Genomic DNA, 26,761 nt, shown 5'->3' on the forward strand with positions numbered 1-26,761 from the left:
AGGGAGATGTCTGCATGGCCACGCTGCACCTGGCCTCGGGTTCCCCTCGCCGGCGCGAGCTGCTGGCGCAGATCGGCGTGCCTTTCGCCACGCTGATCGCCTCCATAGATGAAACGGCATTGCCCGGCGAGCCGGCCGCGCGCTATGTAGAGCGCCTGGCGCGGGAAAAGGCGCAGGCCGGCCTGCAGGCCCTGGGCGCACCGGTCGATGTGGTGGTGCTGGGGGCCGACACCGCCGTGGTGCTGGATGGGCGCATCCTCGGCAAGCCCGCGGATCGTGCCGAGGCGCTGGCCATGCTGGCGGCGCTGTCCGGTCGTGAGCACCAGGTGCTGACCGCCGTGGCGCTGGCCGCGGCCGGGCGCCTGGAGTCGCGGGTGGTGGCCAGCCGGGTCAGCTTCCGTGCCCTGCGCGCGGGCGAGGCGGAGGCCTACTGGGCCACCGGCGAGCCGTGCGACAAGGCCGGCGGCTATGGTATTCAGGGGCTGGCGGCGGTGTTCGTTAGCCAGATCGAGGGCAGCTACTCGGCCGTGGTCGGCCTGCCGTTGTGCGAGACGGCGCAGCTGCTCGGCGAATTCGGGATTCCGTGCTGGCAGGTCTGACCTGCCGGCCCACACTAGATAGCGGCGGCCCCTGGCCAGCAGTCGCAGCGCGCAGAGTAGGACGCATGAGCGAAGAGATCCTGATCAACATCACGCCGATGGAATCGCGTGTGGCGGTGGTGGAAAACGGCGTGCTGCAGGAAGTGCACGTCGAGCGCACGCAGAAGCGCGGCATCGTCGGCAACATCTACAAGGGCAAGGTGGTACGGGTGCTGCCGGGGATGCAGGCGGCCTTCGTCGACATCGGCCTGGAGCGCGCCGCCTTCATCCACGCGGCGGAGATCTCCACCCGCGAGGGCAGTGCGGTGGAGTCCATCGGCGCCCTGGTGCACGAGGGCCAGAGCCTGATCGTGCAGGTGACCAAGGACCCGATCGGCACCAAGGGCGCGCGCCTGACCACCCACCTGTCCATCCCTTCCCGTTACCTGGTGTACATGCCGCGCACCGCGCATGTCGGTATCTCCCTGAAGATCGAGGATGAGGCCGAGCGCGAGCGCCTCAAGCAGGTGGTGGCCGACTGCGTGGCCGCCGAGGGCATCGAGGAGACCGGCGGCTTTATCCTCAGAACGGCCGCCGAGGGCGCCGGCAGCGACGAGATCCTGGTCGACATCCGCTACCTGCGGCGCCTGTGGGAGCAGATCGCCGGGCAGATGCAGACGGCCAAGACCCCCTCGGTGATCTACGAGGACCTGTCCCTGGCCCTGCGCACCCTGCGCGATCTGGTCAACCCGAAGATCGAGAAGATCCGTATCGACTCGCGGGAGACCTTCGGCAAGATCACCCAGTTCGTCGACGAGCTGATGCCGGAGATCGCCGACCGCCTGGAGCACTACCCCGGCGAGCGGCCTATCTTCGACCTCTATGGCGTCGAGGACGAGATCCAGCGCGCCATGGAGCGCAAGGTGCCGCTCAAGTCCGGCGGCTACCTGATCGTCGATCCGGCCGAGGCGATGACCACCATCGACGTCAACACCGGCGCCTTCGTCGGCCACCGCACCCTCGAAGAGACCATCTTCAAGACCAACCTCGAGGCGGCCACCGCCATCGCCCGCCAGCTGCGCCTGCGCAACATCGGCGGCATCATCATCATCGACTTCATCGACATGGAAGATGAAGAACACCAGCGGCAGGTGCTGCGCACCCTGGAGAAGCAGCTGGAGCGCGACCACGCCAAGACCAACATCATCGGCATCACCGAACTGGGCCTGGTGCAGATGACCCGCAAGCGCACCCGCGAGAGCCTCGAGCAGGTGCTCTGCGAGCCCTGCAGCGCCTGCCAGGGCCGCGGCAAGCTGCGCACCGCCGAGACCATCTGCTACGAGATCTTCCGCGAGATCCTCCGCGAGGCCCGCGCCTACCAGGCCGAGGGCTACCTGGTGCTGGCCAACCAGAAGGTGGTCGACCGCCTGCTCGACGAGGAATCGGGCAACGTCGCCGACCTGGAGGCCTTCATCGGCCGTACGATCAAGTTCCAGGTGGAGAGCATGTACTCCCAGGAACAGTACGACGTGGTGCTGCTCTGAATGAGCCGGCTCGCTAGCCTGCTGACCGGGCTGCTGCGCGGGGGGCTGGGGCTGTGCGCCCTGGCGCTGGTGCTGGCCGCCTTCTATGTCAGCCTGGGGCGCGAGCTGGTGCCGCTGGTCGCCGAGTATCGTGACGAAGTGCAGGCCAGGGCCCGCGCGGCACTCGGCCTGCCGCTGTCGATCGGCAGCCTGGAAGGGGGCTGGAGTGGTTTCGCGCCGGTGCTGACCGCCCACGATGTGCTGCTCGGCGAGGGCGCCAGTGCCGTGCGCCTGGACCAGGTGCGGGTGGTGCCGGATGTCTTCGCCAGCCTGCTGGCGCGCCAGCCGCGCCTGGCCAACCTGCAGTTCGAGGGCTTGCAGCTAAGCCTGCGCGAGGACGCCGAGGGGCGCTGGACTGTGGAGGGCCTGCCGGCACGCGAGCCGGGCCGGCCGCTGCAGGCGCAGCAGCTGATCGATGGCCTGAAGATGGTCAGCAAGGTCTCCCTGCTCGGCAGCCAGCTGACCTTCGAGCCGCAGGGCGGCGAACCGCTCAGCCTCACCTACATCGACCTGACCCTGCGCAGCGGCAGCGTGCGCCAGCGCCTCGACGGCCGCCTGCGCCTGCCGGATGGCCAGCCGCTGGCCCTGCGCCTGCGCGTGCGCCTGGACGCCAAGGACATTGCCGCCAGCCGCGCCGAGGCCTATCTCAGCCTGCCGCACAGCGACTGGGCCGGCTGGCTGCCCAAGGGGCTGACCCGCGACTGGCGACTCGCCAAGGCCCAGGTCGGCGGCGAGCTCTGGCTGGACTGGGCGGACGGCGCCGTGCAGCGCGCCGCGGCGCGCCTGCACGCCCCGGAGATTCGCGGCGCCTATGCCAAGCGCAAGGCGGTACAGGTCAACGACCTGGGCCTGAGCGCCTACTTCGAGCGGCGCGACCAGGGTTTCGACCTGTTGGTCGACGGCCTGGCCCTGAGCCTGGGCGAGACGCGCTGGGGCGAGGTGCAGCTGGCCCTGAACCAGCAGTTGGACGCCGAGGGCCGGGCGCAGCGCTGGGCCCTCAGTGCCGACCACCTCGACCTCACCCCGCTGGCCCCGGTGGTACTGGCCCTGGCGCCGCTGCCGGACAAGGCCGCCGAGGTGCTCGACGCGCTGCAGCCGCGCGGCACCCTGCGTAACGTGCAGCTGGAGTATCGGCCCCAGCTCGATGGCCGCGAGCGGGTGCAGTTCTCGGCCAACCTGGAACGGGTCGGTATCGGCGCCTGGCAGGGCGTGCCGGCGGTGGACAATGCCAGCGGTAGCATCAGTGGCGATCTGGGCGGCGGCGAGCTGCTGGCCGCCAGCGAGAACTTCGGTCTGCATTTCCCCAACCTGTTCCCCGAGATGTGGCGCTATCGCCAGGCCGGCGCGCGCCTGCTGTGGGAACTCGACGACCAAGGCCTGACCTTGCAGAGCCCCTACCTGCAGGTGGTCGGTGACGAGGGGCGGATCGCCGGCGATTTTCTCGTGCGACTGAAGAAGGATCCGGCCGAGGAAGACTACATGGACCTGCGCGTCGGCCTGCGCGACGGCGACGCCCTGCAGGCCAGGAAGTACCTGCCGACCCGCTCTCCGGGGCTCAGCCCGGCGCTGGCCGAGTGGCTGCAGAGTGCCATTCGCGGCGGCCACATCGACAACGGCTGGTTCCAGTACCAGGGTTCGCTGGCCAAGGGCGCGGCGGATGCCGCACGCAGCATCGGCCTTTACTTCCGCGTGGACAACGCCGAGCTGGCCTTCCAGCCCGGCTGGCCGAGCCTGCGCGAGGCGCGCGGCGAGGTGCTGATCGAGGACGACGGCGTCGACGTGCGCGTACCCGAGGGGCGCATCCTCGACAGCCGGGTACGCGAAGTGCTGGTGAGCATCCCCAAGGCGGCCAACGGCCAACCGCGCCTGGCCCTGGAAGGCGAGCTGGAGAGCAGCCTGGCGGATGCCCTGAAGATCCTCCAGGAAGCGCCCATCGGCACCGCCGAGACCTTCGCCGGCTGGCGCGGGCAGGGCCCGCTGTCGGGCAAGCTGAAGCTGGACATTCCCCTGAACAAGGGACAGAAGCCGCAGGTGCAGGTGGACTTCGCCACCGAAGGCGCCGAGCTGCAGATGAGCAATCCGCAGCTGGATTTCACTCAGCTCAAGGGCGCGTTCCGCTTCAACACGGCCACCGGCCTCAGTGCCCCGGACATCCGCGCCCAGGTGCTCGGCCATGCCGTGCGCGGTCGTGCGCTGGCCCAGGGCGCGCGCGGCAATGCGCGCACCCGCATCGAGGCCAGCGGCAAGGTGCCCCTGGAGCGGCTCAGCGCCTGGCTGGGCCTGACCCAGCCGCTGCCGCTCAAGGGCGAGCTGCCCTACAGCCTGGGCCTGACCCTGGATGGTGCCGACAGCCAGCTGCGTGTCGACTCCAATCTGCAGGGGCTGGCCGTCGAGCTGCCGGCACCGTTCGCCAAGCCGGCTGACGAGGCGCGCAAGGCCACCTGGCGCATGACCCTGCAGGGCAGCGAGCGACGCTATTGGCTGGATTACGCCGGCCTGGCCAGCCTGGCCTTCGCCGCCCCCGTCGGGCAGGCGCTGCAGGGTCGCGGCGAGCTGCGCCTGGGCGGCGATCCGGCCCTGTTGCCGTCGAGCCCGGGGCTGCGCCTGTCCGGGCGCCTTGGCGAGCTGGACTGGTCGGCCTGGCAGGCCGCGATCAAGCCCTACAGCGGCCTGGCCGGCGATGGCCAGAGTCGCCAGTTCCTGCGCGGTGCCGAGCTGAGCATCGGGCGCTTCAGTGGCTTCGGCACCCAGGTCGACAACCTCGCGCTCAAGCTGGCCCGCGCCCAGGCCGGCTGGCAGCTGGATCTCGCCAGTACCCTGCTGGAAGGGCGCATCGAGCTGCCCGATGCCCAGGGCGCCCCCATCCGGCTCGACCTGGCGCGGCTGAGCCTGCCCCCGGCCGCGCCCGCGAGCGAGCCGGCGCAGGACAAGCCCGATGCCCTGGCGGCGGTCGACCCGCGCCAGCTGCCGGCCCTGGATGTGCGCATCGCCAAGGTGCTGCAGGGCGACGCGCCGCTCGGCGCCTGGTCGCTGAAGGCGCGGCCGACGCCGCAGGGGGTGCGCTTCAGCGAACTGGCCCTGGAGCTCAAGGGGTTGCGGGTCGGCGGCGAGGCCGGTTGGGAGGGCGCTCCGGGCAGCACACGCAGCTGGTACAAGGGGCGCATCCAGGGCGACAACCTGGCCGATGTGCTCAAGGCCTGGGGCTACGCGCCCACCGCGACCAGCGAGCGCTTCCGCCTGGACGTCGATGGCAGCTGGCCGGGCTCGCCGGCCTGGCTCAGCCTCAAACGCCTCTCCGGTCGCCTCGACGCCAGCCTGCGCAAGGGCCAGTTCGTCGAGGTGCAGGGCTCGGCCTCGGCCCTGCGCGTGTTCGGCCTGCTCAACTTCAACTCGATCAGCAGGCGCCTGCGCCTGGACTTCTCCGACCTGCTCGGCAAGGGCTTCAGCTACGACACCACCAAGACCCTGCTGGTCGGCCAGGACGGCGTGTTCCAGACCCGCGAGCCGCTCAGGGTGGTCGGCCCGTCCAGCACCCTGGAGCTGAACGGTACGCTGGACATGGCCCGCGACCAGATCGACGCCAAGCTGCTGGTGACCCTGCCGGTGACCAACAACCTGCCGCTGGCGGCCCTGATCGTCGGCGCGCCGGCAGTCGGTGGCGCGCTGTTCGTCGCGGACAAGCTGCTCGGCGACCGGGTGGCGCGCTTCGCCAGCGTGCAGTACCTGGTCAAGGGGCCCTGGCAGAACCCCGAAATCAGCTTCGACAAGCCGTTCGAGAAGCCGCGTTGAGCGACTTGCGGTAGCATGCAGGCAAGCCCCGGACGGAAAGCACCATGTCCCTCGCCGTAATCCAGATGGTCAGCCAGGACGATGTCCTGGCCAACCTCGCCGCCGCCCGCCGCCTGCTGCAGCAGGCGGCCGAGCGCGGTGCACGCCTCGCCGTGCTACCGGAAAACTTCGCCGCCATGGGCCGCCGCGACCTGGCTGAGCTCGGCCGCGCCGAGGCCGAGGGCCGCGGCCCCATTCTGCCCTGGCTGCAGCAGACCGCCCGTGACCTGCGGCTGTGGATAGTCGCCGGCACCATTCCCCTGCCGCCGGACGGCCAGCCCAGCGCCAAGGTGCATGCCTGTTCCCTGCTGATCGACGAGCACGGCGAGCGCGCCGCCCGCTACGACAAGCTGCACCTGTTCGACGTGGACGTCGCCGATGCCCGCGGCCGCTATCGCGAATCGGACGACTTCGCCTTCGGCGCGCAGGTGGTGGTGGCCGACACCCCGGTCGGCCGCCTGGGCATGACGGTATGCTACGACCTGCGCTTCCCCGAGCTGTACAGCCGCCTGCGCGAGGCCGGTGCCGAGCTGATCAGCGCCCCGGCGGCCTTCACCGCTGTCACCGGCGCCGCCCACTGGCAGGTGCTGACCCGCGCCCGCGCCATCGAGACCCAGTGCTATGTGCTGGCGGCGGGGCAGGGTGGCAGCCATCCGGGCGGGCGCGAGACTTTCGGCCACTCGGCGATCATCGACCCCTGGGGTCGCGTGCTCGCCGAGCAGCCCCAGGGCGAGGCGGTGCTGCTGGCCAGCCGCGACGCCGCCGAGCAGGAGGCGATCCGCCGGCGCATGCCGGTGGCCCGGCACAGACGTTTCATCGCGCCGGCCCAGCCCGGGCCGGCGCCCACGGAGTTCCTATGAGCGACATTCTCGGCCGCGTCAGCGGCCACCTGCTGACCCCCGGCAACCTCTCCATCGAGCAGCTGCCGGCGATCCTCGGCGAACTGGCCGGCCCCGGCATCGATGCTGCCGACCTGTACTTCCAGAGCCAGGTCTCCGAGTCCTGGGTGCTGGAGGACGGCATCGTCAAGGAGGGCAGCTTCAACCTCGACCAGGGCGTCGGCGTGCGTGCCCAGTCCGGCGAGAAGACCGGCTTCGCCTACAGCAACGCCATCCATGCCGAGGCCCTGAGCCAGGCTGCACGTGCCGCCCGTTCGATTGCCCGCAGTGGCCAGCAGGGCCGCGTGCAGGCCTTTGCCAGCCCGCAGGTGGTCGCCCTGTATGGCCAGGACAACCCGCTGGAGGTGCTGCAGCGCGCCGAGAAGGTCGAGCTGCTCAAGCGCATCGACGTCGCCACCCGTGCCCTCGACCCGCGCATCAAGCAGGTCACGGTGAGCCTGGCCGGGGTCTGGGACCAGGTGCTGGTGGCCGCCAGCGATGGCAGCCTGGGCGCCGACATCCGCCCGCTGGTGCGCTTCAACGTCAGTGTCATCGTCGAGCACAACGGCCGTCGCGAGCGTGGCGGCCATGGTGGTGGCGGACGCTGCGACTACCGTTACTTCCTCGAGCGCGATGGCAGCGGCGACGAGCGCGCCCTGGGCTACGCCCGCGAGGCCCTGCGCCAGGCGCTGGTCAACCTGGAGGCGATCCCTGCGCCGGCCGGCACCCTGCCGGTGGTGATGGGCGCCGGCTGGTCCGGCGTGCTGCTGCACGAGGCGGTCGGCCATGGTCTGGAGGGCGACTTCAACCGCAAGGGCAGCTCGGCCTACAGCGGGCGCATCGGCCAGCAGGTGGCGTCGAGCCTGTGCACCATAGTCGACGACGGCACCCTGGCCGGGCGCCGCGGCTCGCTGAGCCTGGATGACGAGGGCACCCGCACCCAGTGCACCACGCTGATCGAGAACGGCGTGCTCAAGGGCTACATGCAGGACAAGCTGAACGCGCGCCTGATGGGCGTGGCGCCGACCGGCAACGGCCGCCGCGAATCCTACGCGCACCTGCCGATGCCGCGCATGACCAACACCTACATGCTGGCCGGCGAGAGCGACCCGGAAGAGATCATCCGCTCGGTGAAGAAGGGCATCTACTGCGCCAACCTCGGCGGCGGCCAGGTCGACATCACCAGCGGCAAGTTCGTGTTCTCCACCAGCGAGGCCTACCTGATCGAGGACGGCCGGATCACCGCGCCGGTCAAGGGCGCCACCCTGATCGGCAACGGTCCGGAGGCGATGAGCCGGGTGTCGATGGTCGGCAACGACCTGGCCCTGGATAGCGGTGTCGGTACCTGCGGCAAGGACGGCCAGTCGGTGCCGGTGGGCGTCGGCCAGCCGACCCTGAAGATCGACGCGATCACCGTCGGCGGTACCGGCGCCTGAGGCGCCGGGTAGCGAAGGAGTTAACGCAGACCGCGCTGGACCTCGTCCAGGTCGCGGATGTATTTGAAGACTTTGCGCGCGGCGGCAGGCGGCTTGTTGTGGGCCGCTTCATGCTGGGCATGGCGGATCAGGCTGCGCAGGTGCTGGCGGTCGGTCTCGGGATAGTCGGCGACGAAGCTCTCCAGGGTGCTGTCGTCACCGGCGATCAGGCGGTCGCGCCAGCGCTCGAGGGCGTGGAAGCGCTCGTTGTACTCGCGGGTGGAGCTGTCGACCTGGTCGATCAGCGCGGTGATCGCCTCGATGTCCTGGTCGCGCATGAGCTTGCCGATGAACTGGATATGGCGCTTCTTGGCGGCATTGGCCGTGTGCTTCGGCGCCTCGGCCAGCGCCTTGCGCAGATTGTCGGTCAGCGGCAGCTTGGCGATCAGCTCGGGCTTGAGGGTGGTCAGGCGCGCACCGAGATCCTGCAGGGCATGCAGCTCGCGCTTGATCTGGGTCTTGCTCTTCTCGCCGGAGAAGTCTTCGTCGTAAGAATCAGCCATGGGGGCGGTCCGGATGGAAACGCCGTCATGATAACCAGTCAGGGAGGGCCTGTCCGCAGCGGACCGGCCGCCCGTCGTTGGAGTGCAGCATGAGTTCAGCACAAACAGTGGGTCCGCAGGCCTTGCCGGCCCTGCAGGAGCAGGTCGAGCAGATCCTCGGCGAAGCGCGCCGCCAGGGCGCCAGCGCCTGCGAGGTGGCGGTGTCGATGGAGCAGGGGTTGTCCACCACGGTGCGCCAGGGTGAGGTGGAGACGGTCGAGTTCAACCGCGATCAGGGCTTCGGCATCACCCTCTACGTCGGCCAGCGCAAGGGTTCGGCCAGCACCTCGGCCAGCGGCGAGACGGCGATCCGCGAGACGGTGGCGGCGGCCCTGGCCATCGCCAGGCACGCCTCCGAGGACGACTGCGCCGGCCTCGCCGATGCCGCGCTGATGGCCCGCGAGCTGCCCGAGCTGGACCTCTACCACCCCTGGCAGATCGCCCCGGAGCGCGCGGTGGAACTGGCCCTGGGCTGCGAGGCGGCAGCCTTCGCCAGCGATGCGCGGATCAAGAACGCCGACGGCACCACCCTCAGCACCCACCAGGGCTGCCGGGTCTACGGCAACAGCCACGGCTTCCTCGGTGGCTACGCCAGCACCCGCCATAGCCTGAGCTGCGTGATGATCGCCGAAGACGGGGGGCAGATGCAGCGCGACTACTGGTACGACGTCAACCGCCAGGGCGAGCTGCTGGCCGACCCGCTGACGATCGGTCGCAAGGCCGCCGAGCGCAGCGTGGCGCGCCTCGGTGCGCGCCCGGTGCCGACCTGCGAGGTGCCGGTGTTGTTCGCCGCCGAGCTGGCCACCGGGCTGTTCGGCCACTTCCTCGCCGCCATCTCCGGCGGCAACCTGTACCGCCACTCCTCCTTCCTCGAAGGCGCTCTGGGCCAGCGCCTGTTTCCCGAGTGGCTCAGCCTCGACGAGCGTCCGCACATCCCGCGTGCCATGGGCAGCGCGGCCTTCGATGGCGACGGCCTGGCCACCTATGCCAAGTCCTTCGTCGCCGGTGGCGAGCTGGTGTCCTACATCCTCGGCACCTACTCCGGGCGCAAGCTGGGCCTGCCCAGCACGGCCAACGCCGGTGGCGTGCACAACCTGTTCGTCAGCCATGGTTCCGAGGACCAGCAGGCGCTGATCCGCCGCATGGGCCGTGGCCTGCTGGTCACCGAGCTGATGGGGCAGGGGCTGAACCTGGTCACCGGCGACTACTCGCGCGGCGCCGCCGGTTTCTGGGTGGAGAACGGCGAGATCCAGTTCCCAGTGCAGGAAGTCACCATCGCCGGCAACCTGCGCGACATGTTCCGCCAGATCGTCGCGGTGGGTAGCGACCTGGAGCTGCGCGGCAACGTCCGCACCGGCTCGGTGCTGATCGAGCGCATGACGGTGGCCGGTAGCTGAATCTGGTTAGCAAACAAAAAGGGGCCTGCGGGCCCCTTTTTCATGCGCCGGCGATTACTCGCCCTCGTCGAATCTGTTGTTGATCAGTTCGATCAGCGCCTCCAGCGCCTCCTCCTGCCGCTCGCCCTCGCTGGCCAGGTGCAGGTTGGTGCCCTTGCCGGCGGCCAGCATCATCACCGCCATGATGCTCTTGCCGTCCACCAGGCTGTCCGGCGAACGACCGATGCGCACCTGGCAGGGGAAGCCGCTGGCCACGCCGACGAACTTGGCGGCGGCGCGCGCATGCAGGCCGAGCTTGTTGATGATGGTGATCTCGCGGGTGGGCATTGCGGTCCTTAGCCGAGGTCGCGGTGGCGGACCTGGACGTTCTTCAGCGTGGGTTTCAGGGCCTGGCCCAGGCGGTTGGCCAGGTATACCGAGCGGTGGTGGCCGCCGGTGCAGCCGATGGCGATGGTCACGTAGGAGCGGTTGCTGGCGGCGAAGCGCGGCAACCACTTGTGCAGGTAGGCCTGGATGTCCTGGTACATCTCCTCCACGTCCGGCTGCGCGGCCAGATATTCGGCCACCGGCGCATCCAGGCCGGACATCTCGCGCAGGTCCGGCTTCCAGTAGGGGTTGGGCAGGCAGCGCACGTCGAACACCAGGTCGGCATCCACCGGCATGCCGCGCTTGAAACCGAAGGACTCGACTAGGAAGGCGGTACCCGGTTCCGGCTGGTTGAGCAGGCGCAGCTTGAGGGTGTCGCGCAGCTGGTAGAGATTGAGATGGGTGGTGTCGATCTTCAGGTCGGCCAGGTCGACGATCGGCGCCAGCAGCGTGGCCTCGTCGCGGATGGCCTCGGCCAGGGCGCGGGTCTCGTTGGTCAGCGGGTGACGCCGGCGGGTCTCGGAGAAGCGCTTGAGCAGGGTCTCCTCGTCGGCGTCGAGGAACAGCACGTCGCACTGGATATGCCGGGCCCGTACCTCGCTCAGCAGCTCGGGGAAGCGCTGCAGCTGGCTGGGCAGGTTGCGCGCGTCCACCGACACGGCCACCTGCGGGTGCAGCAGCTCGGTCTGCAGCAGGGCGCGCTCGGCCAGGTCCGGCAGCAGGCTGGCCGGCAGGTTGTCGATGCAGTAGAAGCCGTTGTCTTCCAGCACGTCGAGGGCAGTGCTCTTGCCCGAGCCGGAACGACCGCTGACGATGATCAGGCGCATGGCTCAGTCCTCGGTGCTAGCGGCCGTTCTGTACGTCGACCACGACCTGATACAGCTCCTCGCTGCTCTGCGCCCGGCGCAGGCGCTCGCGCACTTCCGTGCGGTCGAGCATGCTGGCGATCTGGCGCAGCAGCTCCAGGTGCTCGTCGGTGGCCGCTTCCGGCACCAGCAGGACGAACAGCAGGTCGACCGGGGCGCCGTCGATGGCGTCGAAGTCTACCGCCGCATCCAGGTGCAGCACGGCACTGATCGGCGCCTGGCAGCCCGGCAGGCGGCAGTGTGGAATGGCGATGCCGTTGCCGAAGCCGGTGGAGCCGAGCTTCTCGCGGGCGATCAGGTTTTCGAAGATGTCCTGGCCGTCCAGATCGGGGAGATCACGGGCCACCAGGTTGGCAATCTGTTCGAGTACGCGTTTCTTGCTGCCCCCCGGCACGTTCACCAGGGAACGGCCGGAAGTCAGGATGGTTTCGAGTCGGATCATGAGGGAGGGTATGTCAGCGAGCCGTGGCGCCTTGCAGGCGGCCCAGCTGCTTTTCCTTGTGTTTGATCAGTTGGCGGTCGAGTTTGTCGGCCAGCAGGTCGATGGCGGCATACATGTCTTCGTGTTCGGCGTTGGCGACCACCTCGCCGCCGGCGATGTGCAGGGTCGCTTCGATCTTCTGCTTGAGCTTCTCGACCTCCATGGTCACCTGCACATTGGTGATCTTGTCGAAATGGCGCTCCAGTCGGCTGAGCTTCTCACCGACATAGTCGCGCAGGGCGTCGGTCACATCCAGTTGATGTCCACTGATGTTGACTTGCATACCGCTTCTCCTTGTTGCCTGGTGTAAGAGACAGGCTATCGGGCCTGCCGCCGTAACACGTTGGCTGGGAGGGCTGGTGCACTGCGGGCCGTAGTTCCCCCGTGCAGGGTATCCGGCGCTCGGTACGGTGGTGCAGAAGCCTTCCGCTCAGGGCCGCTTACATCAGTCGCTTGCGTTCGCTGGACGGCGCGATGCCGAGGGACTCGCGGTACTTGGCGACGGTGCGGCGGGCTACCTGAATGCCCTGTGCTTCCAGTAAACCAGCGATCTTGCTGTCGCTCAACGGCTTTTTCGCGTTTTCCGCGGCCACCAGTTTCTTGATGATGGCGCGGATCGCGGTGGACGAGCATTCGCCGCCCTCGGAGGTGCTGACGTGGCTGGAGAAGAAGTATTTCAGCTCGTAGATGCCGCGCGGGGTGTGCATGAATTTCTGCGTGGTGACCCGCGAGATGGTCGACTCGTGCATGCCCACCGCCTCGGCGATGTCGTGCAGGACCAGCGGCTTCATGGCCTCGTCGCCGTATTCGAGGAAGCCGCGCTGGTGCTCGACGATCTGCGTCGCCACCTTCATCAGCGTCTCGTTGCGGCTCTGCAGGCTCTTGATGAACCAGCGCGCCTCCTGCAGCTGGTTGCGCATGAAGGTGTTGTCGGCGCTGGAGTCGGCGCGTTTGACGAAGCCGGCATACTGCGGGTTGACGCGCAGGCGCGGCACTGCCTCCTGGTTCAGCTCCACCAGCCAGCGCTCGTTGTGCTTGCGCACGATGACGTCGGGCACCACGTACTCGGGCTCGCTGGCCTCGATCTGCGAGCCGGGGCGCGGGTTGAGGCTCTGGATCAGCTCGATGACCTGGCGCAGTTCGTCCTCTTTCAGCTTCATGCGGCGCATCAGCTGGCTGTAGTCGCGGCCGCCGAGCACATCCAGATGCTCGCTGGCCAGGCGCTGCGCCTCGGCCAGCCAGGGCGTGTCGGCGGGTAGCTGGCGCAGTTGCAGGAGCAGGCATTCGCGCAGGTCACGTGCGCCGACGCCGGCGGGCTCGAAGTGCTGGATGCGGTGCAGCACGGCCTCGACTTCGTCGGCCTCGATGTCCAGCTGCGGGTCGAAGGACTCGACGATTTCGTCGATGGATTCCTCCAGGTAACCCTGGTCGTTGATGCAGTCGATGATGGTGACGCCGATCAGCTTGTCGGTGTCGGACATCGGCACCAGGTTGAGCTGCCACAGCAGGTGGCTCTGCAGGCTCTCGCCGGCCGAGGTGCGGGTGGTGAAGTCCCACTCGTCGTCATCGCTGGAGGGCAGGCTGCTGGCGCTGGTCTGGTAGACGTCTTCCCAGGCGGTATCGACCGGCAGCTCGCTGGGGATGCGGTCGTGCCACTCGCCGTCCTCGCCACCCTCGGTGTTGTTCACCGCGACGGTGCTGTCCTGGAAGCTGGAGCTGTCCTGCTGCGCCTGGGTGTTCTGCTCGGCGCCGTCGGCCATGGGGTCGGAGTTGTCGAAATCCTCGCCGTCTTCCTGGCGCTCCAGCATGGGGTTGGATTCCAGGGCTTCCTGGATTTCCTGCTGCAGATCCAGGGTGGAGAGCTGGAGGAGTCGGATGGCCTGTTGCAGCTGCGGAGTCATCGTCAGCTGCTGGCCCATCTTGAGGACTAGCGACGGTTTCATGGTGTGGGGCTGGGTACCTTGTTCACTTGCCGGCGCGCGGCGCCATCCACTGCAGGGCGGCGGGCCGCCCTAGGAAGCAAATTATATGCCTGACCTTGAATGATTCTAGCCCTTTGTGCAAGCCCCGCACTCGGTCGCGCTCAGAGGCGGAACTCGTGGCCCAGATAGACTTCCTTGACCAGCTGGTTGGCCAGGATGGTGTCGGCGTCGCCTTCGGCGATCAGCTGGCCGTCGTTGACGATGTAGGCGGTCTCGCAGATGTCCAGGGTCTCGCGCACGTTGTGATCGGTGATCAGTACGCCGATGCCCTTGGCCTTGAGGTGGTGGATGATCTGCTTGATGTCACCGACCGAGATCGGGTCGACGCCGGCGAAGGGTTCGTCGAGCAGGATGAACTTGGGCTCGGTGGCCAGGGCGCGGGCGATCTCCACCCGGCGTCGTTCGCCGCCGGACAGGCTCATGCCCAGGCTGTCGCGGATATGGCTGATGTGGAATTCCTGCAGCAGCGATTCCAGGGCCTTCTCGCGGGCGGCACGATCGAGGTCCTTGCGGGTCTCGAGGATGGCCATGATGTTGTCGGCCACGGAGAGCTTGCGGAAGATCGAGGCTTCCTGTGGCAGGTAGCCGATACCGGAGCGGGCGCGGCCGTGCATCGGTTGATGGCTGAGGTCGAGGTTGTCGATCAGCACGCGTCCCTGATCGGCCTGGACCAGACCGACGATCATGTAGAAGCAGGTGGTCTTGCCGGCGCCGTTGGGGCCGAGCAGGCCGACGATCTGGCCGCTGTCGATGGACAGGCTGACGTCGCGGACCACCTGGCGGCCCTTGTAGGCTTTGGCCAGGTGCTGGGCTTTGAGGGTCGCCATTACTGTTGCCCCTGCTCGCCGTTCTTCTTGCGTGGTTGCAGGATCATGTCGATGCGCGGGCGCGGCACCGAGACGTTGCTGCCCGTGGCGCGGCCGGCGTTGACGATCTGGCGCTGGGTGTCATAGACGATCTTCTCGCCTTCGAAGACGTTGCCCTGCTGGATCACCTTGGCCTGGTCGATCAGCACGATGCGCTCGTTGGTCGCGTAGTACTGGATGGTCAGGCCGTAGGCCTTGACGATTTCCTTGTCCTCGGCGGGCTTCTGCTCGTAGTAGGCGGGTTTGCCCACCGAGGTGAAGACTTCGATCTCGCCGTTGGCATCCTGGGTGATGGTCACGGTGTCGCCGGTGATCTTCAGGGTGCCCTGGGTGATCACCACGCCGCCGCGGTACACCGCCACGCCTTGTTTGTCGTCCAGTTCTGCGCTGTCCGCCTGTACCCGGATCGGTTGCTCGCGGTCACTGGGCAGGGCCCAGGCGCTGGCGCTTCCGAGCGCGGCGCCCAGGCTGAGCAGTAGGGGGAAGGTTTTAACGAACCTCATGCTGGCCTCTTACGTTGGACAGCAAGTTGATCTTGCCGTCGTTCATGTACGCTTTCATTCCCTGTGCCGTGGTCACCCCATTGGCGGCCTCGATTCTAACGGCTTGCTGGGTCTGCGCATATTCCTCGTCTGGGAATACGGTGACCCGGCTGCTGGTAATCACGGTGGGGCGGTTCTTGGCGTCGGTGCGGGCGATGCGCACGTTGTCGATCAGTTCGACCTGCTTGCCCTCGGGGGCGACCTCGCCCTTGTCGCTGCGCACGTGCCAGGGGTAGTCGGTGCCGCGGTACAGCTGCAGGTCGGGCTTGTCCACCAGGGTGATGTCGCTGGCCCTGATGTGCTCGAGCTTGGCGGCGGTCATCTCGTAGTGCAGTTTGCCGTCATCCTGGAACTGCTGGGTGCTGGCGCCTATCACGTAGAAGTCGATGGCGCTGTCGGTCTCCGCTGCCCGGCGTTCCATGAAGCTTTCCGGGCGGATGTTCCAGTAGCCGAGTGCGCCGATCAGGGCGACGGCCAGCAGGCCGATCAGGTAGTTGCGCAGTTTGCCGTTCATGGAAAGGTCCTAGAGGTAGGCGGCCTGGGCGGCTTCCAGCGTGCCCTGGGCTTGCATGATCAGCTCGCAGAACTCGCGCGCGGCGCCTTCGCCGCCGCGGGCGCGGGTCACGCCGTGGGCGTGCTGGCGGACGAAGCCGTCGGCGCTGGCCACGGCCATGCCCAGGCCGACACGGCGAATCACCGGCAGGTCGGGCAGGTCGTCGCCCAGATAGGCGACCTGGTCGTAGGCCAGGCCCAGTTCGCCGAGCAGTTCGTTCAGAACGACAAGCTTGTCCTCGCGGCCCTGGTACAGGTGCTGGATGCCCAGGTTCTGCGCGCGGCGCTCGACCACCGGAGTCTTGCGCCCGCTGATGATGGCGGTGCGCACCCCGGAGTTGATCAGCATCTTGATGCCGTGGCCGTCCAGGGTGTTGAAGGTCTTGAATTCACTGCCGTCCGTGAGGAAGTACAGGCGGCCGTCGGTGAGTACGCCGTCGACGTCGAAGATGGCCAGTTTGATGGCCTTGGCGCGTTGCAGCAGGTCGGTGGTCATTTACATCACTCCGGCGCGCAGCAGGTCGTGCATGTTGAGGGCGCCGATCGGGCGGTCGTCGCCGTCGACGACGGTCAGGGCGTTGATCTTGTGATCCTCCATGATCTTAAGAGCCTCGGCCGCGAGCATCTCGGCGCGGGCGGTCTTGCCGTGGATGGTCATCACCTGGTCGATGCTGGCCTCGCGCACGTCGATGCCCTTGTCCAGGGTGCGGCGCAGGTCGCCGTCGGTGAAGATGCCGGCCAGCTTGCCGTCGGCCTCGACGATCACGGTCATGCCCAGGCCCTTGCGGGTCATCTCCAGCAGCGCCTCGCGTAGCGGGGTGCCGCGCTTGACCAGGGGCAGGCGCTCGCCGGCGTGCATCACGTTCTCCACCTTGAGCAGCAGGCGTCGGCCGAGGGCGCCACCCGGGTGGGAGAAGGCAAAGTCCTCGGCAGTGAAGCCGCGCGCCTCCAGCAGGGCGATGGCCAGGGCGTCGCCGAGCACCAGGGATACGGTGGTGGACGAGGTCGGTGCCAGGTTCAGCGGGCAGGCTTCCTGGGCGACGCGGGCATCCAGGTTGACTTCGGCGGCCTTGGCCAGCGGCGATTCGGGGTTGCCGGTCATGCTGATCAACTGGATGCCGAGGCGCTTGATCAGCGGCAGCAGGGTGACGATCTCGGCGGTGGAGCCGGAGTTGGACAGGGCCAGCACCACGTCGTCCTTGGTGATCATGCCCATGTCGCCATGGCTGGCTTCGGCCGGGTGGACGAAGAACGCCGGGGTACCGGTGCTGGCCAGGGTGGCGGCGATCTTGTTGCCGATATGTCCTGACTTGCCCATGCCCACCACCACCACGCGGCCCTTGCAGGCCAGAATCATCTCGCAGGCGCGGAGGAAATCGGCGTCGATGCGGTTCAGCAGGCTCCCCACGGCTTCGGCTTCGAGGCGAATGGTGCGCTGTGCGGACTGGATCAGGTCGCTGGTCTGGCTCATGGCGAAAGATGCGATGCTCGACATAAAAAGAGAGGAAGTATAACGACAAAGCGGCTCGGGCTCACCTCTGTGGGTGCGGGGATGACGCCAGTTGTGAGCAATTGTTGTGAAAAGGTTACGGTGTCTTGGGCTGCAAGCCCCGCCAATGCTATATTCCGCGCCCTGTTCGGCCTGACCGCGGGGCGAAGTGCCCCTGCCGCAGGAGCCTGCGTCTGTCCATGGAGAAGGGCCGCATCACAAGGAGTTTGGATGAGCGCCGAGAATGCCTATGCCGTCGAATTGAAGGGGCTGACCTTCAAGCGTGGCGCGCGCAACATCTTCGATAATGTCGACATTCGCATCCCGCGCGGCAAGGTCACCGGCATCATGGGGCCGTCCGGCTGCGGCAAGACCACCCTGCTGCGCCTGATCGCCGCCCAGCTCAAGCCGTCCGGCGGCGAAGTCTGGGTCAACGGGCAGAACCTGCCGAGCCTGTCGCGTAGCGAGCTGTTCGACATGCGCAAGCAGTTCGGCGTGCTGTTCCAGAGCGGCGCGCTGTTCACCGATCTCGACGTGTTCGAGAACGTGGCCTTTCCGCTGCGCGTACATACCCGTCTGCCCGACGAGATGATCCGCGACATCGTGCTGATGAAGTTGCAGGCCGTGGGCCTGCGCGGGGCCGTGGAATTGATGCCGGACGAGCTGTCCGGCGGCATGAAGCGCCGCGTGGCACTGGCCCGGGCGATCGCCCTGGATCCGCAGATCCTGATGTACGACGAACCGTTCGTCGGCCAGGACCCCATCGCCATGGGTGTGCTGGTGCGCCTGATCCGCCTCCTCAACGACGCGCTCGGCATCACCAGCATCGTGGTCTCCCACGACCTGGCCGAGACCGCCAGCATCGCCGACTACCTCTATGTGGTGGGCGATGGCCAGGTACTGGGCCAGGGTACTCCGGACGAACTGATGCACTCGGACAATCCGCGCATCCAGCAATTCATGCAGGGCATCCCGGACGGCCCGGTGCCCTTCCACTATCCGGCGCCGGATTACCTCGACGATCTGCTGGGAGCGCGCTGATGCGTAGGAAGTCCACTCTCGAACGCATCGCCCTGCTGGGGCGCGCCGGTATCGACGTGGTGCAGGCCATGGGTCGCTCGACCCTGTTCCTGCTCAGCTCGCTGTTCGGCCGCAGCGGCCTGCGCAATGGCGGCCAGCTGCTGATTCGCCAGCTGTATTCGGTGGGCGTGCTGTCGCTGCCGATCATCGTGGTGGCCGGCCTGTTCATCGGCATGGTGCTGGCCCTGCAGGGCTACAACATCCTCACCAGCTACGGTTCCGAGCAGGCGGTGGGGCAGATGGTCGCCCTGACCCTGCTGCGCGAGCTGGGGCCAGTGGTCACCGGCCTGCTGTTCGCCGGGCGCGCCGGCTCGGCGCTGACTGCCGAGATCGGCAACATGAAGTCCACCGAGCAGCTGTCCAGCCTGGAAATGATCGGTGTCGACCCGCTCAAATACATCATCGCCCCGCGCCTGTGGGCCGGCTTCATCTCCATGCCGCTGCTCGCCGCCATCTTCAGCGTGGTCGGCATCTGGGGCGGGGCCATGGTGGCCGTCGACTGGCTGGGGGTGTACGAAGGCTCGTTCTGGGCCAACATGCAGAACAGCGTGGAATTTCGCGAGGACGTGCTCAACGGCGTGATCAAGAGCATCGTCTTCGCCTTCGTGGTGACCTGGATCGCCGTGTTCCAGGGCTATGACTGCGAGCCGACCTCGGAAGGCATCAGTCGCGCCACCACCAAGACCGTGGTTTATGCCTCCCTGGCCGTGCTCGGCCTCGACTTTATTCTGACCGCCCTGATGTTTGGAGATCTCTGATGCAAAGCCGCTCCCTGGAAATCGGCGTCGGCCTGTTCCTGCTGGCCGGACTGCTGGCGCTGCTGCTGCTCGCCCTGCGGGTCAGCGGCCTCTCGGCTGCCAGCTCGGGCGATACTTACAAGCTGTATGCGAACTTCGACAATATTGCCGGTCTTACCGTCAGGGCCAAGGTGACCATGGCCGGGGTGACGATCGGCAAGGTCACCGCCATCGATCTGGATCGTGACAGCTACACCGGTCGCGTGACCATGGAGATCGAGAAGCGGGTGGACAACCTGCCGCTGGACTCCACCGCCTCGATCCTCACCGCCGGCCTGCTGGGCGAGAAGTACATCGGCATCAGCGTCGGTGGCGAGGAAGAGCTGCTGGCAGACGGCAGCACCATCCACGACACCCAGTCGGCCCTGGTGCTGGAAGACCTGATCGGCAAGTTCCTGATGAACTCGGTAAACAAGGAAAGCAAATGAGCCTGTTCCATACCCTGCGTCGCGGCCTGTTGATTGCGCTGGCGAGTTTGCCGCTGCTGGCGGTCGCCACGCCCAGTGCGCATGAGGTGGTGAAGAGCACCACCGACCAGTTGCTCGGTGACCTCAAGGCCAACAAGGCTGCCTACCAGCAGAACCCGCAGTCCTTCTACGACACCCTGGAGCGCATCCTCGGTCCGGTGGTGGACAGCGAGGGCATCTCGCGCAGCATCATGACCGTGAAATATTCGCGCGGTGCCAGCGATGCCCAGCTCAAGCGCTTCGAGGAAAACTTCAAGCGCAGCCTGATGCAGTTCTACGGCAATGCCCTGCTGGAGTACGACAACCAGGGCATCCGCGTGCTGCCGGCCAAGACCGAGGGCGCCGAGCGTGCCAGCGTCGGCATGGAAGTGACCGACAACAAGGGCGTCGTCTACCCGGTGTCCTACACCATGGTGCAGCTGGACGGGCAGTGGAAGCTGCGCAACGTGATCATCAACGGCATCAACGTCGGCAAGCTGTTCCGCGACCAGTTCGCCGACAGCATGCAGCGCAACGGCAATGACTTGGACAAGACCATCGATGGCTGGGCCGAAGTGGTGGCCAAGGCCAAGGACAGCGCCGAAGGTCAGCAGGCGAGCGGCCAATGACGGATGGCGCCATTCGGGTCGGCCCGGCCGGCGAGCTGCTGCTCAGTGGCGTGCTCGACCATCGTAGCGGCCCGCCGCTGCGCGAGGCCGGGCGCAAGCTGATCCAGGACGCTGCCGGCAGCAGCCTGGTGCTGGATTGCGCGGGGGTGGAGAAGTCCAGCAGTGTCGGCCTGTCGCTGCTGCTGGCCTTCATGCGCGACGCCCGGGCGGCCGGCAAGGGCCTGGTCCTGCGCGGGCTGCCGCAGGACATGCGCGAGATCGCCAAGGTCTCCGGCCTGCACGAGCTGCTCGAAGCCCGGGCCTGAGCCCGCGCCGAGCCCTCCGTCCTGCCGGGCTTCGCAGGCGGGGGGCTTTTTTGTATGATTGCCGGCCCGCGAGCCCTGGCCCGCCATTGAATCCTATTAGCGCCGATCGAGGTTGAGCATGCAGGCCGTAGAAGTTAAGAACCTCCTGGAGGCCAAGCTGCCCAACACCCGCGTCGAGGTGGAGGGCGAAGGCTGCAACTTCCAGCTGAACCTGATCAGCGACGAGCTGGCCGCGCTCAGCCCGGTCAAGCGCCAGCAACAGATCTATGCCCACCTCAACGCCTGGATCGCCGATGGCAGCATCCACGCCGTGACCATGAAATTCTTCAGCCAGGCCGCCTGGGCCGAGCGTTCCTGAGCCTGCGGGCAGCGAGATTGCGAATGGACAAACTGATCATTACCGGCGGCGTGCGCCTCGATGGCGAAATCCGCATTTCCGGCGCGAAGAACTCGGCCCTGCCGATTCTCGCCGCCACCCTGCTGGCCGATACCCCGGTCACCGTGTGCAACCTGCCGCACCTGCACGACATCACCACCATGATCGAACTGTTCGGCCGCATGGGCGTGCAGCCGATCATCGACGAGAAGCTCTCCGTCGAAGTGGATGCCAGCACCATCAAGACCCTGGTCGCGCCCTACGAGTTGGTCAAGACCATGCGCGCCTCGATCCTGGTGCTCGGCCCCATGGTCGCGCGTTTCGGCGAGGCCGAGGTTGCGCTGCCCGGCGGTTGCGCCATCGGTTCGCGCCCGGTCGACCTGCACATCCGCGGTCTCGAGGCGATGGGCGCCAAGATCGACGTCGAAGGTGGCTACATCAAGGCCAAGGCACCGGAAGGCGGCCTGCGCGGCGCGCACTTCTTCTTCGATATCGTCAGCGTGACCGGTACCGAGAACATCATGATGGCCGCGGCCCTGGCCAAGGGCCGCACCGTACTGGAAAACGCCGCGCGCGAGCCGGAAGTGGTCGACCTGGCCAACTTCATCAACGCCATGGGCGGCAAGGTCAGTGGCGCCGGCACCGATACCATCGTCATCGACGGCGTCGAGCGCCTCGGTGGTGGTCGCTACAGCGTGATGCCCGACCGCATCGAGACCGGCACCTACCTGGTGGCCGCGGCTGCCACCGGCGGCCGGGTCAAGCTGAAGGACACCGACCCGACCATCCTCGAGGCCGTGCTGGCCAAGTTGCAGGAGGCCGGCGCCGAGATCACCACCGGTCCGGACTGGATCGAGCTGGACATGAAGGGCAAGCGGCCGAAAGCCGTCAACGTGCGCACCGCGCCGTACCCGGCCTTCCCGACCGACATGCAGGCCCAGTTCATCTCCCTCAACGCCATCGCCGAGGGCACCGGCACCGTCATCGAGACGGTGTTCGAGAACCGCTTCATGCACGTCTACGAGATGAACCGTATGGGCGCGCAGATCCTGGTCGAAGGCAACACCGCCATCGTCACCGGCGTACCGGCGCTCAAGGGCGCCCCGGTGATGGCCACCGACCTGCGTGCCTCCGCCAGCCTGGTGATTGCCGCGCTGGTGGCCGAAGGCGAGACCCTGATCGACCGCATCTACCACATCGACCGTGGCTACGAGTGCATCGAGGAGAAGCTCCAGCTGCTCGGCGCCAAGATCCGCCGCGTGCCGGGCTAGTAGGGGCATCGCATGCTGACCATCGCGCTGTCCAAGGGCCGCATCCTCGACGACACCCTGCCGCTGCTCGCCGCAGCCGGCATCGAGCCGACCGAGAATCCGGAGAAGAGCCGCAAGCTGATCATCCCCACCACCCAGGATGACGTGCAGCTGCTGATCGTGCGCGCCACCGACGTGCCGACCTATGTCGAGCATGGCGCCGCCGACCTCGGCGTTGCCGGCAAGGACGTGCTGATGGAGTACGGCGGCCAGGGCCTGTACGAGCCGCTGGACCTGCAGATCGCCAACTGCAAGCTGATGACTGCCGGCAAGGTCGGCGCGCCGGAGCCCAAGGGCCGCCTGCGCGTGGCCACCAAGTTCGTCAACGTAGCCAAGCGCTATTACGCCGAGCAGGGCCGTCAGGTCGATATCATCAAGCTGTACGGCTCCATGGAGCTGGCGCCGCTGGTCGGCCTGGCCGACAAGATCATCGACGTGGTCGACACCGGCAACACCCTGCGCGCCAATGGCCTGGAGCCCCAGGAGCTGATCGCCCACATCAGTTCGCGGCTGATCGTCAACAAGGCCTCGATGAAGATGCAGCACGGTCGCATCCAGGCGCTGATCGATACCCTGCGGGGCGCCGTCGAGGCGCGACACCGCAGCTGATACCACCTCGATGCGGTGTTACGCCGCATCTGCCTATCCGTGTCATAGCCAGAATTCTCAGGTGCCCGCGCGGAGCGGCTGGTACTCTACGGGCGCCTGAGCAATAGCCAAACATGAGGCCCGCTATGACCGCTCCCGTTGCCATCCGCCGACTCGATGCCGCTGACCAGGACTTCGCCAGGCACCTGGATCATCTGCTGAGCTGGGAAAGCGTGTCCGACGACGCGGTCAACCAGCGCGTGCTGGACATCATCCAGGCCGTGCGCGAGCGCGGCGACGCCGCCGTGGTGGAGTTCACCCAGCGTTTCGACGGCGTCGAGGCGCAGTCCATGGCCGAGCTGATCCTGCCGCGCGCGCGCCTGGAACTGGCCCTGACCCGCATCAGCGCCGAGCAGCGCAGTGCCCTGGAAAAGGCCGCCGAGCGCGTGCGCCTGTACCACGAGCGGCAGAAGCAGGATTCCTGGAGCTACACCGAGGCCGACGGCACCGTGCTGGGGCAGAAGGTCACCCCGCTGGACCGCGCCGGCCTCTACGTGCCGGGCGGTAAGGCCTCGTACCCCTCGTCGGTGCTGATGAACGCCATCCCGGCCAAGGTCGCCGGCGTGCCGGAAGTGGTGATGGTGGTGCCGACCCCGCGTGGCGAGGTCAACGAGATCGTCCTCGCCGCCGCCTGCATCGCTGGCGTCGACCGCGTGTTCACCATCGGCGGCGCCCAGGCCGTGGCCGCGCTGGCCTATGGCACCGAGAGCGTGCCGCCGGTCGATAAAATCGTCGGGCCCGGCAATATCTACGTGGCCACCGCCAAGCGCCATGTGTTCGGCAAGGTCGGCATCGACATGATCGCCGGGCCGTCGGAAATCCTGGTGGTCTGCGACGGCCAGACCGATCCGGACTGGATCGCCATGGACCTGTTCTCCCAGGCCGAGCACGACGAGGACGCCCAGGCCATCCTGGTCAGCCCGGACGCCGCCTTCCTCGACCGCGTGGCCGAGAGCATCGCCCGGCTGCTGCCGACCCTGGAGCGCGAGTCCATCGCCCGCACCTCCATGGAAGGCCGCGGCGCGCTGATCCAGGTCGCCGACATGGCCCAGGCCATCGAAGTGGCCAACCGTATCGCCCCGGAGCACCTGGAGCTGTCGGTGGCCAACCCCGAGCAGTACCTGCCGCAGATCCGCCACGCCGGCGCCATCTTCATGGGGCGCTATACGGCCGAGGCCCTGGGCGACTACTGCGCCGGCCCCAACCACGTGCTGCCGACCTCCGGCACCGCGCGCTTCTCCTCGCCGCTGGGCGTGTATGACTTCCAGAAGCGCTCGTCGATCATCCACTGCTCGGCCGAAGGCGCCTCCGAGCTGGGCAAGGTCGCCTCGGTGCTGGCCCGTGGCGAGTCGCTGACCGCCCACGCGCGCAGCGCCGAGTACCGCATCAAGAACTGAATTTCGCAGGCGCGCCGTGCGCGCCTCACTCAAGAATCGAACCGATTACGAGGAGAGAAGGGCAGATGAGCAAGTTCTGGAGCCCCTTCGTCAAGGACCTGGTGCCCTACGTGCCGGGCGAGCAGCCCAAGCTGGCCAAGCTGGTCAAGCTCAACACCAACGAGAACCCATACGGCCCGTCGCCCAAGGCGATCGCCGCCATGCAGGCCGAGCTGGGCGACAGCCTGCGCCTGTACCCGGACCCCAACAGCGATCGCCTCAAGCAGGCGGTAGCCGACTACTACGGGGTGAGCAGCGCCCAGGTATTCGTCGGCAACGGCTCCGACGAGGTGCTGGCGCATGCCTTCCACGGTCTGTTCCAGCATGGCAAGCCGCTGCTATTTCCGGACGTGACCTACAGCTTCTACCCGGTCTACTGCGGCCTGTACGGCATCCCCTACGAGGCGCTGGCGCTGGACGAGCAGTTCCAGATCCGCGTCGAGGACTACGCGCGGCCCAATGGCGGCATCATCTTTCCCAATCCCAACGCGCCGACCGGCTGCCTGCTGGCGCTGGAGGCCATCGAACAGATGCTCAAGGCCAGCCCGGACAGCGTGGTGGTGGTGGACGAGGCCTACGTCGACTTCGGCGGCGAGACGGCGATCAAGCTGGTCGATCGCTACCCGAACCTGCTGGTGACCCAGACCCTGTCCAAGTCGCGCTCGCTGGCCGGGCTGCGGGTCGGCATCGCGGTCGGTCATCCGGACCTGATCGAGGCGCTGGAGCGGATCAAGAACAGCTTCAACTCCTACCCGCTGGACCGCATGGCCATCGCCGGCGCGGCGGCGGCCTTCGAGGACGAGGACTACTTCCGCGCAACCTGCCAGAAGGTGATCGACAGCCGCGAGGCGGTGGTCGCCGGCCTGCAGCGCCTGGGTTTCGAGGTGCTGCCCTCGGCGGCCAACTTCGTCTTCGCCCGCCACCCGCAGAAGGATGCGGCGACCCTGGCCGCCGGTCTGCGCGAGCAGGGCGTGATCGTGCGCCACTTCAAGCAGGCGCGCATCGCCCAGTTCCTGCGCATCACCATCGGCACCACCGAGCAGAACCAGGCGTTGCTCGACGCCCTCGGGCCGCTGGTCTGAGCCCATGAAAAAGGCGCCCGCGGGCGCCTTTTTCATTTCACTGCTGCACTTCGGCCGGTGGCCTGACACCGATCTCGGCGGTCAGCTCCAGGGGTTCGCCGCCACGCAGCACCTCGATGGTGATCTTCTCGCCGGGTTGGGTGCGCGCCACCTGGTTCATCGAGCGGCGGCCGTCCACCGCCTCCTCGCCGGCAATACGCAGGATCAGGTCGCCGGGCTGCAGGCCGGCCAGCTGCGCCGGGCCGCCGCGGTAGATGCCGGCCACCAGGATGCCGGCGCGCCCCTGCAGGCCGAAGGACTCGGCCAGCTCCGGGGTCAGCGGCTGCACCTCGATGCCCAGCCAGCCACGAATCACCTGACCGTGCTCGATGATCGCCTTCATCACTTCGCGGGCCAGCTTGACCGGGATGGCGAAGCCGATGCCCTGGGAACCGCCGGACTTGGAGAAGATCGCCGTGTTGATGCCGATCAGGTTGCCGTGGGCGTCGACCAGGGCACCCCCGGAGTTGCCCGGGTTGATTGCCGCGTCGGTCTGGATGAAGTCCTCGTAGGTGTTCAGGCCCAGCTGGTTGCGCCCGGTGGCGCTGATGATGCCCATGGTCACGGTCTGGCCGACGCCGAAGGGGTTGCCGATGGCCAGGGTGACGTCGCCGATCTTGATCTGGTCGGAGCGTCCGAGGGTGATGGCGGGCAGGTTCTTCAGGTCGATCTTGAGCACCGCCAGGTCGGTTTCCGGGTCGCTGCCGATGATCCGCGCCAGGGTCTCGCGGCCGTCCTTGAGCGCCACCACGATCTGGTCGGCGCCGGCCACCACGTGGTTGTTGGTCAGCAGATAGCCTTCGGCGCTCATGATCACCGCCGAGCCCAGGCTCGACTCCATGCGCCGCTGCCGGGGCAGGCTGTCGCCGAAGAAACGGCGGAACACCGGGTCTTCCAGTAGCGGGTGGGTCGACTTGCTGACCACCTTGGTGGTGTACAGGTTGGCCACCGCCGGTGCCGCGCGGCTCACCGCATCGGCATAGGACACCGGGCCCTCCTGGGCGATGCCGTATTGCGGCGCCTGCTGCAGGTGCACCTCGTTGGCGGGCAGGCCGACCCATTGCGGGTAGCGCTGGATCAGCAGCAGTGCCAGCAGCAGGCCGGCCAGCAGGGGCCAGCCAAGGAAGCGCAGGGCCTTGAGCATCGGGGGTAATCCTGAGGGTTGTCGGGGCGGACCGCGCCCCTTAA

At 67.5% G+C, this 26,761-nt stretch carries 28 protein-coding genes; 16 read left to right on the forward strand and 12 right to left on the reverse strand.

Annotated elements, in window-relative coordinates; translation table 11 throughout:
* The first annotated feature begins 14 nt into the window (after nt 1-14).
* The 5 genes from AAG092_RS14980 (at nt 15) to tldD (ending at nt 8,303) form a co-directional block, all read left to right on the forward strand.
* On the forward strand, nt 15-599 hold the full coding sequence (locus AAG092_RS14980) for a nucleoside triphosphate pyrophosphatase (protein WP_373387289.1): 585 nt from the start codon (nt 15-17) through the stop codon (nt 597-599).
* Between the two features lie 65 nt (nt 600-664).
* Nucleotides 665-2,122 carry a ribonuclease G gene (gene rng / locus AAG092_RS14985; RefSeq protein ID WP_110683802.1) on the forward strand — a complete coding sequence of 486 codons (1,458 nt, stop codon included), beginning with the start codon at nt 665-667 and terminating at the stop codon, nt 2,120-2,122.
* Complete coding sequence (locus tag AAG092_RS14990; RefSeq protein WP_373387290.1) at nt 2,123-5,950, forward strand: YhdP family protein; 3,828 nt, start codon at nt 2,123-2,125, stop codon at nt 5,948-5,950.
* A 44-nt stretch (nt 5,951-5,994) separates the two neighbouring features.
* Nucleotides 5,995-6,849 (forward strand): carbon-nitrogen hydrolase family protein, encoded by an 855-nt coding sequence (locus tag AAG092_RS14995; protein WP_373387291.1) that lies wholly within the window; start codon nt 5,995-5,997, stop codon nt 6,847-6,849.
* The gene (gene tldD, locus AAG092_RS15000) at nt 6,846-8,303 is read left to right on the forward strand and encodes a metalloprotease TldD (RefSeq protein ID WP_110683805.1); all 1,458 of its coding nucleotides are present in this window, start codon (nt 6,846-6,848) and stop codon (nt 8,301-8,303) included. The genes AAG092_RS14995 and tldD overlap by 4 nt, the downstream gene beginning before the upstream one ends.
* A gap of 20 nt (nt 8,304-8,323) precedes the next feature.
* Here the strand turns inward: tldD and yjgA are convergent, their stop codons facing one another.
* Complete coding sequence (gene yjgA, locus AAG092_RS15005; RefSeq protein ID WP_110683806.1) at nt 8,324-8,845, reverse strand: ribosome biogenesis factor YjgA; 522 nt, start codon at nt 8,843-8,845, stop codon at nt 8,324-8,326.
* An 89-nt stretch (nt 8,846-8,934) separates the two neighbouring features.
* On the opposite strand from yjgA, the gene pmbA reads away from it, so the two are divergent.
* Nucleotides 8,935-10,281 carry a metalloprotease PmbA gene (gene pmbA, locus AAG092_RS15010; protein WP_373387292.1) on the forward strand — a complete coding sequence of 449 codons (1,347 nt, stop codon included), beginning with the start codon at nt 8,935-8,937 and terminating at the stop codon, nt 10,279-10,281.
* Nucleotides 10,282-10,335: 54 nt separating this feature from the next.
* On the opposite strand, the gene AAG092_RS15015 is transcribed toward pmbA, so the two are convergent.
* From AAG092_RS15015 to AAG092_RS15060, 10 genes are all read right to left on the reverse strand, one after another.
* The gene (locus AAG092_RS15015) at nt 10,336-10,608 is read right to left on the reverse strand and encodes an HPr family phosphocarrier protein (RefSeq protein WP_373387293.1); all 273 of its coding nucleotides are present in this window, start codon (nt 10,606-10,608) and stop codon (nt 10,336-10,338) included.
* A gap of 8 nt (nt 10,609-10,616) precedes the next feature.
* Nucleotides 10,617-11,474, reverse strand: coding sequence for an RNase adapter RapZ (gene rapZ, locus AAG092_RS15020; protein WP_373387294.1), 858 nt, complete (start codon nt 11,472-11,474; stop codon nt 10,617-10,619).
* 16 nt (nt 11,475-11,490) lie between these two features.
* Entirely contained in the window at nt 11,491-11,955 is a 465-nt protein-coding gene (gene ptsN / locus AAG092_RS15025) for a PTS IIA-like nitrogen regulatory protein PtsN (RefSeq protein ID WP_373387295.1), read from the reverse strand.
* 13 nt (nt 11,956-11,968) lie between these two features.
* Nucleotides 11,969-12,277: a ribosome hibernation-promoting factor, HPF/YfiA family gene (gene hpf, locus AAG092_RS15030; RefSeq protein ID WP_110683811.1), complete on the reverse strand. Its 309-nt coding sequence runs from the start codon at nt 12,275-12,277 to the stop codon at nt 11,969-11,971.
* A 157-nt stretch (nt 12,278-12,434) separates the two neighbouring features.
* A complete protein-coding gene (locus AAG092_RS15035; RefSeq protein WP_373387296.1) occupies nt 12,435-13,937 on the reverse strand; it encodes an RNA polymerase factor sigma-54 in 1,503 nt (500 codons plus the stop codon).
* 140 nt (nt 13,938-14,077) lie between these two features.
* Nucleotides 14,078-14,803: an LPS export ABC transporter ATP-binding protein gene (lptB, locus tag AAG092_RS15040; protein WP_110683813.1), complete on the reverse strand. Its 726-nt coding sequence runs from the start codon at nt 14,801-14,803 to the stop codon at nt 14,078-14,080.
* The gene (gene lptA / locus AAG092_RS15045) at nt 14,803-15,345 is read right to left on the reverse strand and encodes a lipopolysaccharide transport periplasmic protein LptA (protein ID WP_203788485.1); all 543 of its coding nucleotides are present in this window, start codon (nt 15,343-15,345) and stop codon (nt 14,803-14,805) included. The genes lptB and lptA overlap by 1 nt, the downstream gene beginning before the upstream one ends.
* Complete coding sequence (gene lptC, locus AAG092_RS15050) at nt 15,332-15,898, reverse strand: LPS export ABC transporter periplasmic protein LptC (protein WP_373387297.1); 567 nt, start codon at nt 15,896-15,898, stop codon at nt 15,332-15,334. The genes lptA and lptC overlap by 14 nt, the downstream gene beginning before the upstream one ends.
* Nucleotides 15,899-15,907: 9 nt before the next feature.
* A complete protein-coding gene (kdsC, locus tag AAG092_RS15055; RefSeq protein WP_373387298.1) occupies nt 15,908-16,432 on the reverse strand; it encodes a 3-deoxy-manno-octulosonate-8-phosphatase KdsC in 525 nt (174 codons plus the stop codon).
* Nucleotides 16,433-17,407 (reverse strand): KpsF/GutQ family sugar-phosphate isomerase, encoded by a 975-nt coding sequence (locus AAG092_RS15060; protein WP_373387299.1) that lies wholly within the window; start codon nt 17,405-17,407, stop codon nt 16,433-16,435.
* Nucleotides 17,408-17,656: 249 nt separating this feature from the next.
* Here AAG092_RS15060 and AAG092_RS15065 point away from each other — a divergent pair, with 249 nt between their 5' ends.
* The 10 genes from AAG092_RS15065 to hisC all read left to right on the forward strand — a co-directional run bounded on the left by AAG092_RS15065 (nt 17,657) and on the right by hisC (nt 25,534).
* Nucleotides 17,657-18,466 (forward strand): ATP-binding cassette domain-containing protein, encoded by an 810-nt coding sequence (locus tag AAG092_RS15065; RefSeq protein WP_110683817.1) that lies wholly within the window; start codon nt 17,657-17,659, stop codon nt 18,464-18,466.
* The gene (gene mlaE / locus AAG092_RS15070) at nt 18,466-19,263 is read left to right on the forward strand and encodes a lipid asymmetry maintenance ABC transporter permease subunit MlaE (protein ID WP_373387300.1); all 798 of its coding nucleotides are present in this window, start codon (nt 18,466-18,468) and stop codon (nt 19,261-19,263) included. Before AAG092_RS15065 ends, mlaE begins: the two co-directional genes overlap by 1 nt.
* Nucleotides 19,263-19,730: an outer membrane lipid asymmetry maintenance protein MlaD gene (gene mlaD / locus AAG092_RS15075; protein ID WP_110683819.1), complete on the forward strand. Its 468-nt coding sequence runs from the start codon at nt 19,263-19,265 to the stop codon at nt 19,728-19,730. The genes mlaE and mlaD overlap by 1 nt, the downstream gene beginning before the upstream one ends.
* Nucleotides 19,731-19,732: 2 nt before the next feature.
* Nucleotides 19,733-20,377 carry a phospholipid-binding protein MlaC gene (locus AAG092_RS15080; protein ID WP_373389603.1) on the forward strand — a complete coding sequence of 215 codons (645 nt, stop codon included), beginning with the start codon at nt 19,733-19,735 and terminating at the stop codon, nt 20,375-20,377.
* Nucleotides 20,374-20,682 carry a lipid asymmetry maintenance protein MlaB gene (locus tag AAG092_RS15085; RefSeq protein WP_286946618.1) on the forward strand — a complete coding sequence of 103 codons (309 nt, stop codon included), beginning with the start codon at nt 20,374-20,376 and terminating at the stop codon, nt 20,680-20,682. The genes AAG092_RS15080 and AAG092_RS15085 overlap by 4 nt, the downstream gene beginning before the upstream one ends.
* A gap of 118 nt (nt 20,683-20,800) precedes the next feature.
* Complete coding sequence (locus tag AAG092_RS15090) at nt 20,801-21,040, forward strand: BolA family protein (protein ID WP_110683821.1); 240 nt, start codon at nt 20,801-20,803, stop codon at nt 21,038-21,040.
* 23 nt (nt 21,041-21,063) lie between these two features.
* Nucleotides 21,064-22,329, forward strand: a complete 1,266-nt coding sequence (gene murA / locus AAG092_RS15095) for a UDP-N-acetylglucosamine 1-carboxyvinyltransferase (RefSeq protein WP_110683822.1) — start codon at nt 21,064-21,066, stop codon at nt 22,327-22,329.
* Nucleotides 22,330-22,341: 12 nt separating this feature from the next.
* Nucleotides 22,342-22,977, forward strand: coding sequence for an ATP phosphoribosyltransferase (gene hisG / locus AAG092_RS15100; RefSeq protein WP_110683823.1), 636 nt, complete (start codon nt 22,342-22,344; stop codon nt 22,975-22,977).
* 125 nt (nt 22,978-23,102) lie between these two features.
* Nucleotides 23,103-24,413: a histidinol dehydrogenase gene (gene hisD / locus AAG092_RS15105; RefSeq protein WP_373387301.1), complete on the forward strand. Its 1,311-nt coding sequence runs from the start codon at nt 23,103-23,105 to the stop codon at nt 24,411-24,413.
* 65 nt (nt 24,414-24,478) lie between these two features.
* Nucleotides 24,479-25,534: a histidinol-phosphate transaminase gene (hisC, locus tag AAG092_RS15110; protein ID WP_373387302.1), complete on the forward strand. Its 1,056-nt coding sequence runs from the start codon at nt 24,479-24,481 to the stop codon at nt 25,532-25,534.
* A 37-nt stretch (nt 25,535-25,571) separates the two neighbouring features.
* Here the strand turns inward: hisC and algW are convergent, their stop codons facing one another.
* Nucleotides 25,572-26,717 (reverse strand): Do family serine endopeptidase AlgW, encoded by a 1,146-nt coding sequence (gene algW, locus AAG092_RS15115; RefSeq protein WP_373387303.1) that lies wholly within the window; start codon nt 26,715-26,717, stop codon nt 25,572-25,574.
* Nucleotides 26,718-26,761: the final 44 nt, after the last annotated feature.

Origin of the sequence: Pseudomonas alcaligenes, from assembly GCF_041729615.1 — a bacterium.
Taxonomy (GTDB): Bacteria; Pseudomonadota; Gammaproteobacteria; order Pseudomonadales; family Pseudomonadaceae; genus Aquipseudomonas; species Aquipseudomonas alcaligenes_B.

Excerpts from the sequence above, each read along its gene's own strand:
- rng (WP_110683802.1), top strand. The coding sequence starts at position 665 with ATGAGCGAAGAGATCCTGATCAACATCACGCCGATGGAATCGCGTGTG.
- mlaD (WP_110683819.1), top strand. The coding sequence starts at position 19,263 with ATGCAAAGCCGCTCCCTGGAAATCGGCGTCGGCCTGTTCCTGCTGGCC.
- kdsC (WP_373387298.1), bottom strand. The coding sequence starts at position 16,432 with ATGACCACCGACCTGCTGCAACGCGCCAAGGCCATCAAACTGGCCATC.
- hisG (WP_110683823.1), top strand. The coding sequence starts at position 22,342 with ATGCTGACCATCGCGCTGTCCAAGGGCCGCATCCTCGACGACACCCTG.
- rapZ (WP_373387294.1), bottom strand. The coding sequence starts at position 11,474 with ATGCGCCTGATCATCGTCAGCGGTCGTTCCGGCTCGGGCAAGAGCACT.
- algW (WP_373387303.1), bottom strand. The coding sequence starts at position 26,717 with ATGCTCAAGGCCCTGCGCTTCCTTGGCTGGCCCCTGCTGGCCGGCCTG.
- AAG092_RS14990 (WP_373387290.1), top strand. The coding sequence starts at position 2,123 with ATGAGCCGGCTCGCTAGCCTGCTGACCGGGCTGCTGCGCGGGGGGCTG.
- pmbA (WP_373387292.1), top strand. The coding sequence starts at position 8,935 with ATGAGTTCAGCACAAACAGTGGGTCCGCAGGCCTTGCCGGCCCTGCAG.
- AAG092_RS14995 (WP_373387291.1), top strand. The coding sequence starts at position 5,995 with ATGTCCCTCGCCGTAATCCAGATGGTCAGCCAGGACGATGTCCTGGCC.
- AAG092_RS15090 (WP_110683821.1), top strand. The coding sequence starts at position 20,801 with ATGCAGGCCGTAGAAGTTAAGAACCTCCTGGAGGCCAAGCTGCCCAAC.
- ptsN (WP_373387295.1), bottom strand. The coding sequence starts at position 11,955 with ATGATCCGACTCGAAACCATCCTGACTTCCGGCCGTTCCCTGGTGAAC.
- murA (WP_110683822.1), top strand. The coding sequence starts at position 21,064 with ATGGACAAACTGATCATTACCGGCGGCGTGCGCCTCGATGGCGAAATC.
- hisD (WP_373387301.1), top strand. The coding sequence starts at position 23,103 with ATGACCGCTCCCGTTGCCATCCGCCGACTCGATGCCGCTGACCAGGAC.
- yjgA (WP_110683806.1), bottom strand. The coding sequence starts at position 8,845 with ATGGCTGATTCTTACGACGAAGACTTCTCCGGCGAGAAGAGCAAGACC.
- lptA (WP_203788485.1), bottom strand. The coding sequence starts at position 15,345 with ATGAGGTTCGTTAAAACCTTCCCCCTACTGCTCAGCCTGGGCGCCGCG.
- AAG092_RS15035 (WP_373387296.1), bottom strand. The coding sequence starts at position 13,937 with ATGAAACCGTCGCTAGTCCTCAAGATGGGCCAGCAGCTGACGATGACT.
- AAG092_RS15065 (WP_110683817.1), top strand. The coding sequence starts at position 17,657 with ATGAGCGCCGAGAATGCCTATGCCGTCGAATTGAAGGGGCTGACCTTC.
- lptB (WP_110683813.1), bottom strand. The coding sequence starts at position 14,803 with ATGGCGACCCTCAAAGCCCAGCACCTGGCCAAAGCCTACAAGGGCCGC.
- AAG092_RS14980 (WP_373387289.1), top strand. The coding sequence starts at position 15 with ATGGCCACGCTGCACCTGGCCTCGGGTTCCCCTCGCCGGCGCGAGCTG.
- hpf (WP_110683811.1), bottom strand. The coding sequence starts at position 12,277 with ATGCAAGTCAACATCAGTGGACATCAACTGGATGTGACCGACGCCCTG.
- hisC (WP_373387302.1), top strand. The coding sequence starts at position 24,479 with ATGAGCAAGTTCTGGAGCCCCTTCGTCAAGGACCTGGTGCCCTACGTG.
- AAG092_RS15015 (WP_373387293.1), bottom strand. The coding sequence starts at position 10,608 with ATGCCCACCCGCGAGATCACCATCATCAACAAGCTCGGCCTGCATGCG.
- tldD (WP_110683805.1), top strand. The coding sequence starts at position 6,846 with ATGAGCGACATTCTCGGCCGCGTCAGCGGCCACCTGCTGACCCCCGGC.
- mlaE (WP_373387300.1), top strand. The coding sequence starts at position 18,466 with ATGCGTAGGAAGTCCACTCTCGAACGCATCGCCCTGCTGGGGCGCGCC.
- AAG092_RS15085 (WP_286946618.1), top strand. The coding sequence starts at position 20,374 with ATGACGGATGGCGCCATTCGGGTCGGCCCGGCCGGCGAGCTGCTGCTC.
- lptC (WP_373387297.1), bottom strand. The coding sequence starts at position 15,898 with ATGAACGGCAAACTGCGCAACTACCTGATCGGCCTGCTGGCCGTCGCC.
- AAG092_RS15060 (WP_373387299.1), bottom strand. The coding sequence starts at position 17,407 with ATGAGCCAGACCAGCGACCTGATCCAGTCCGCACAGCGCACCATTCGC.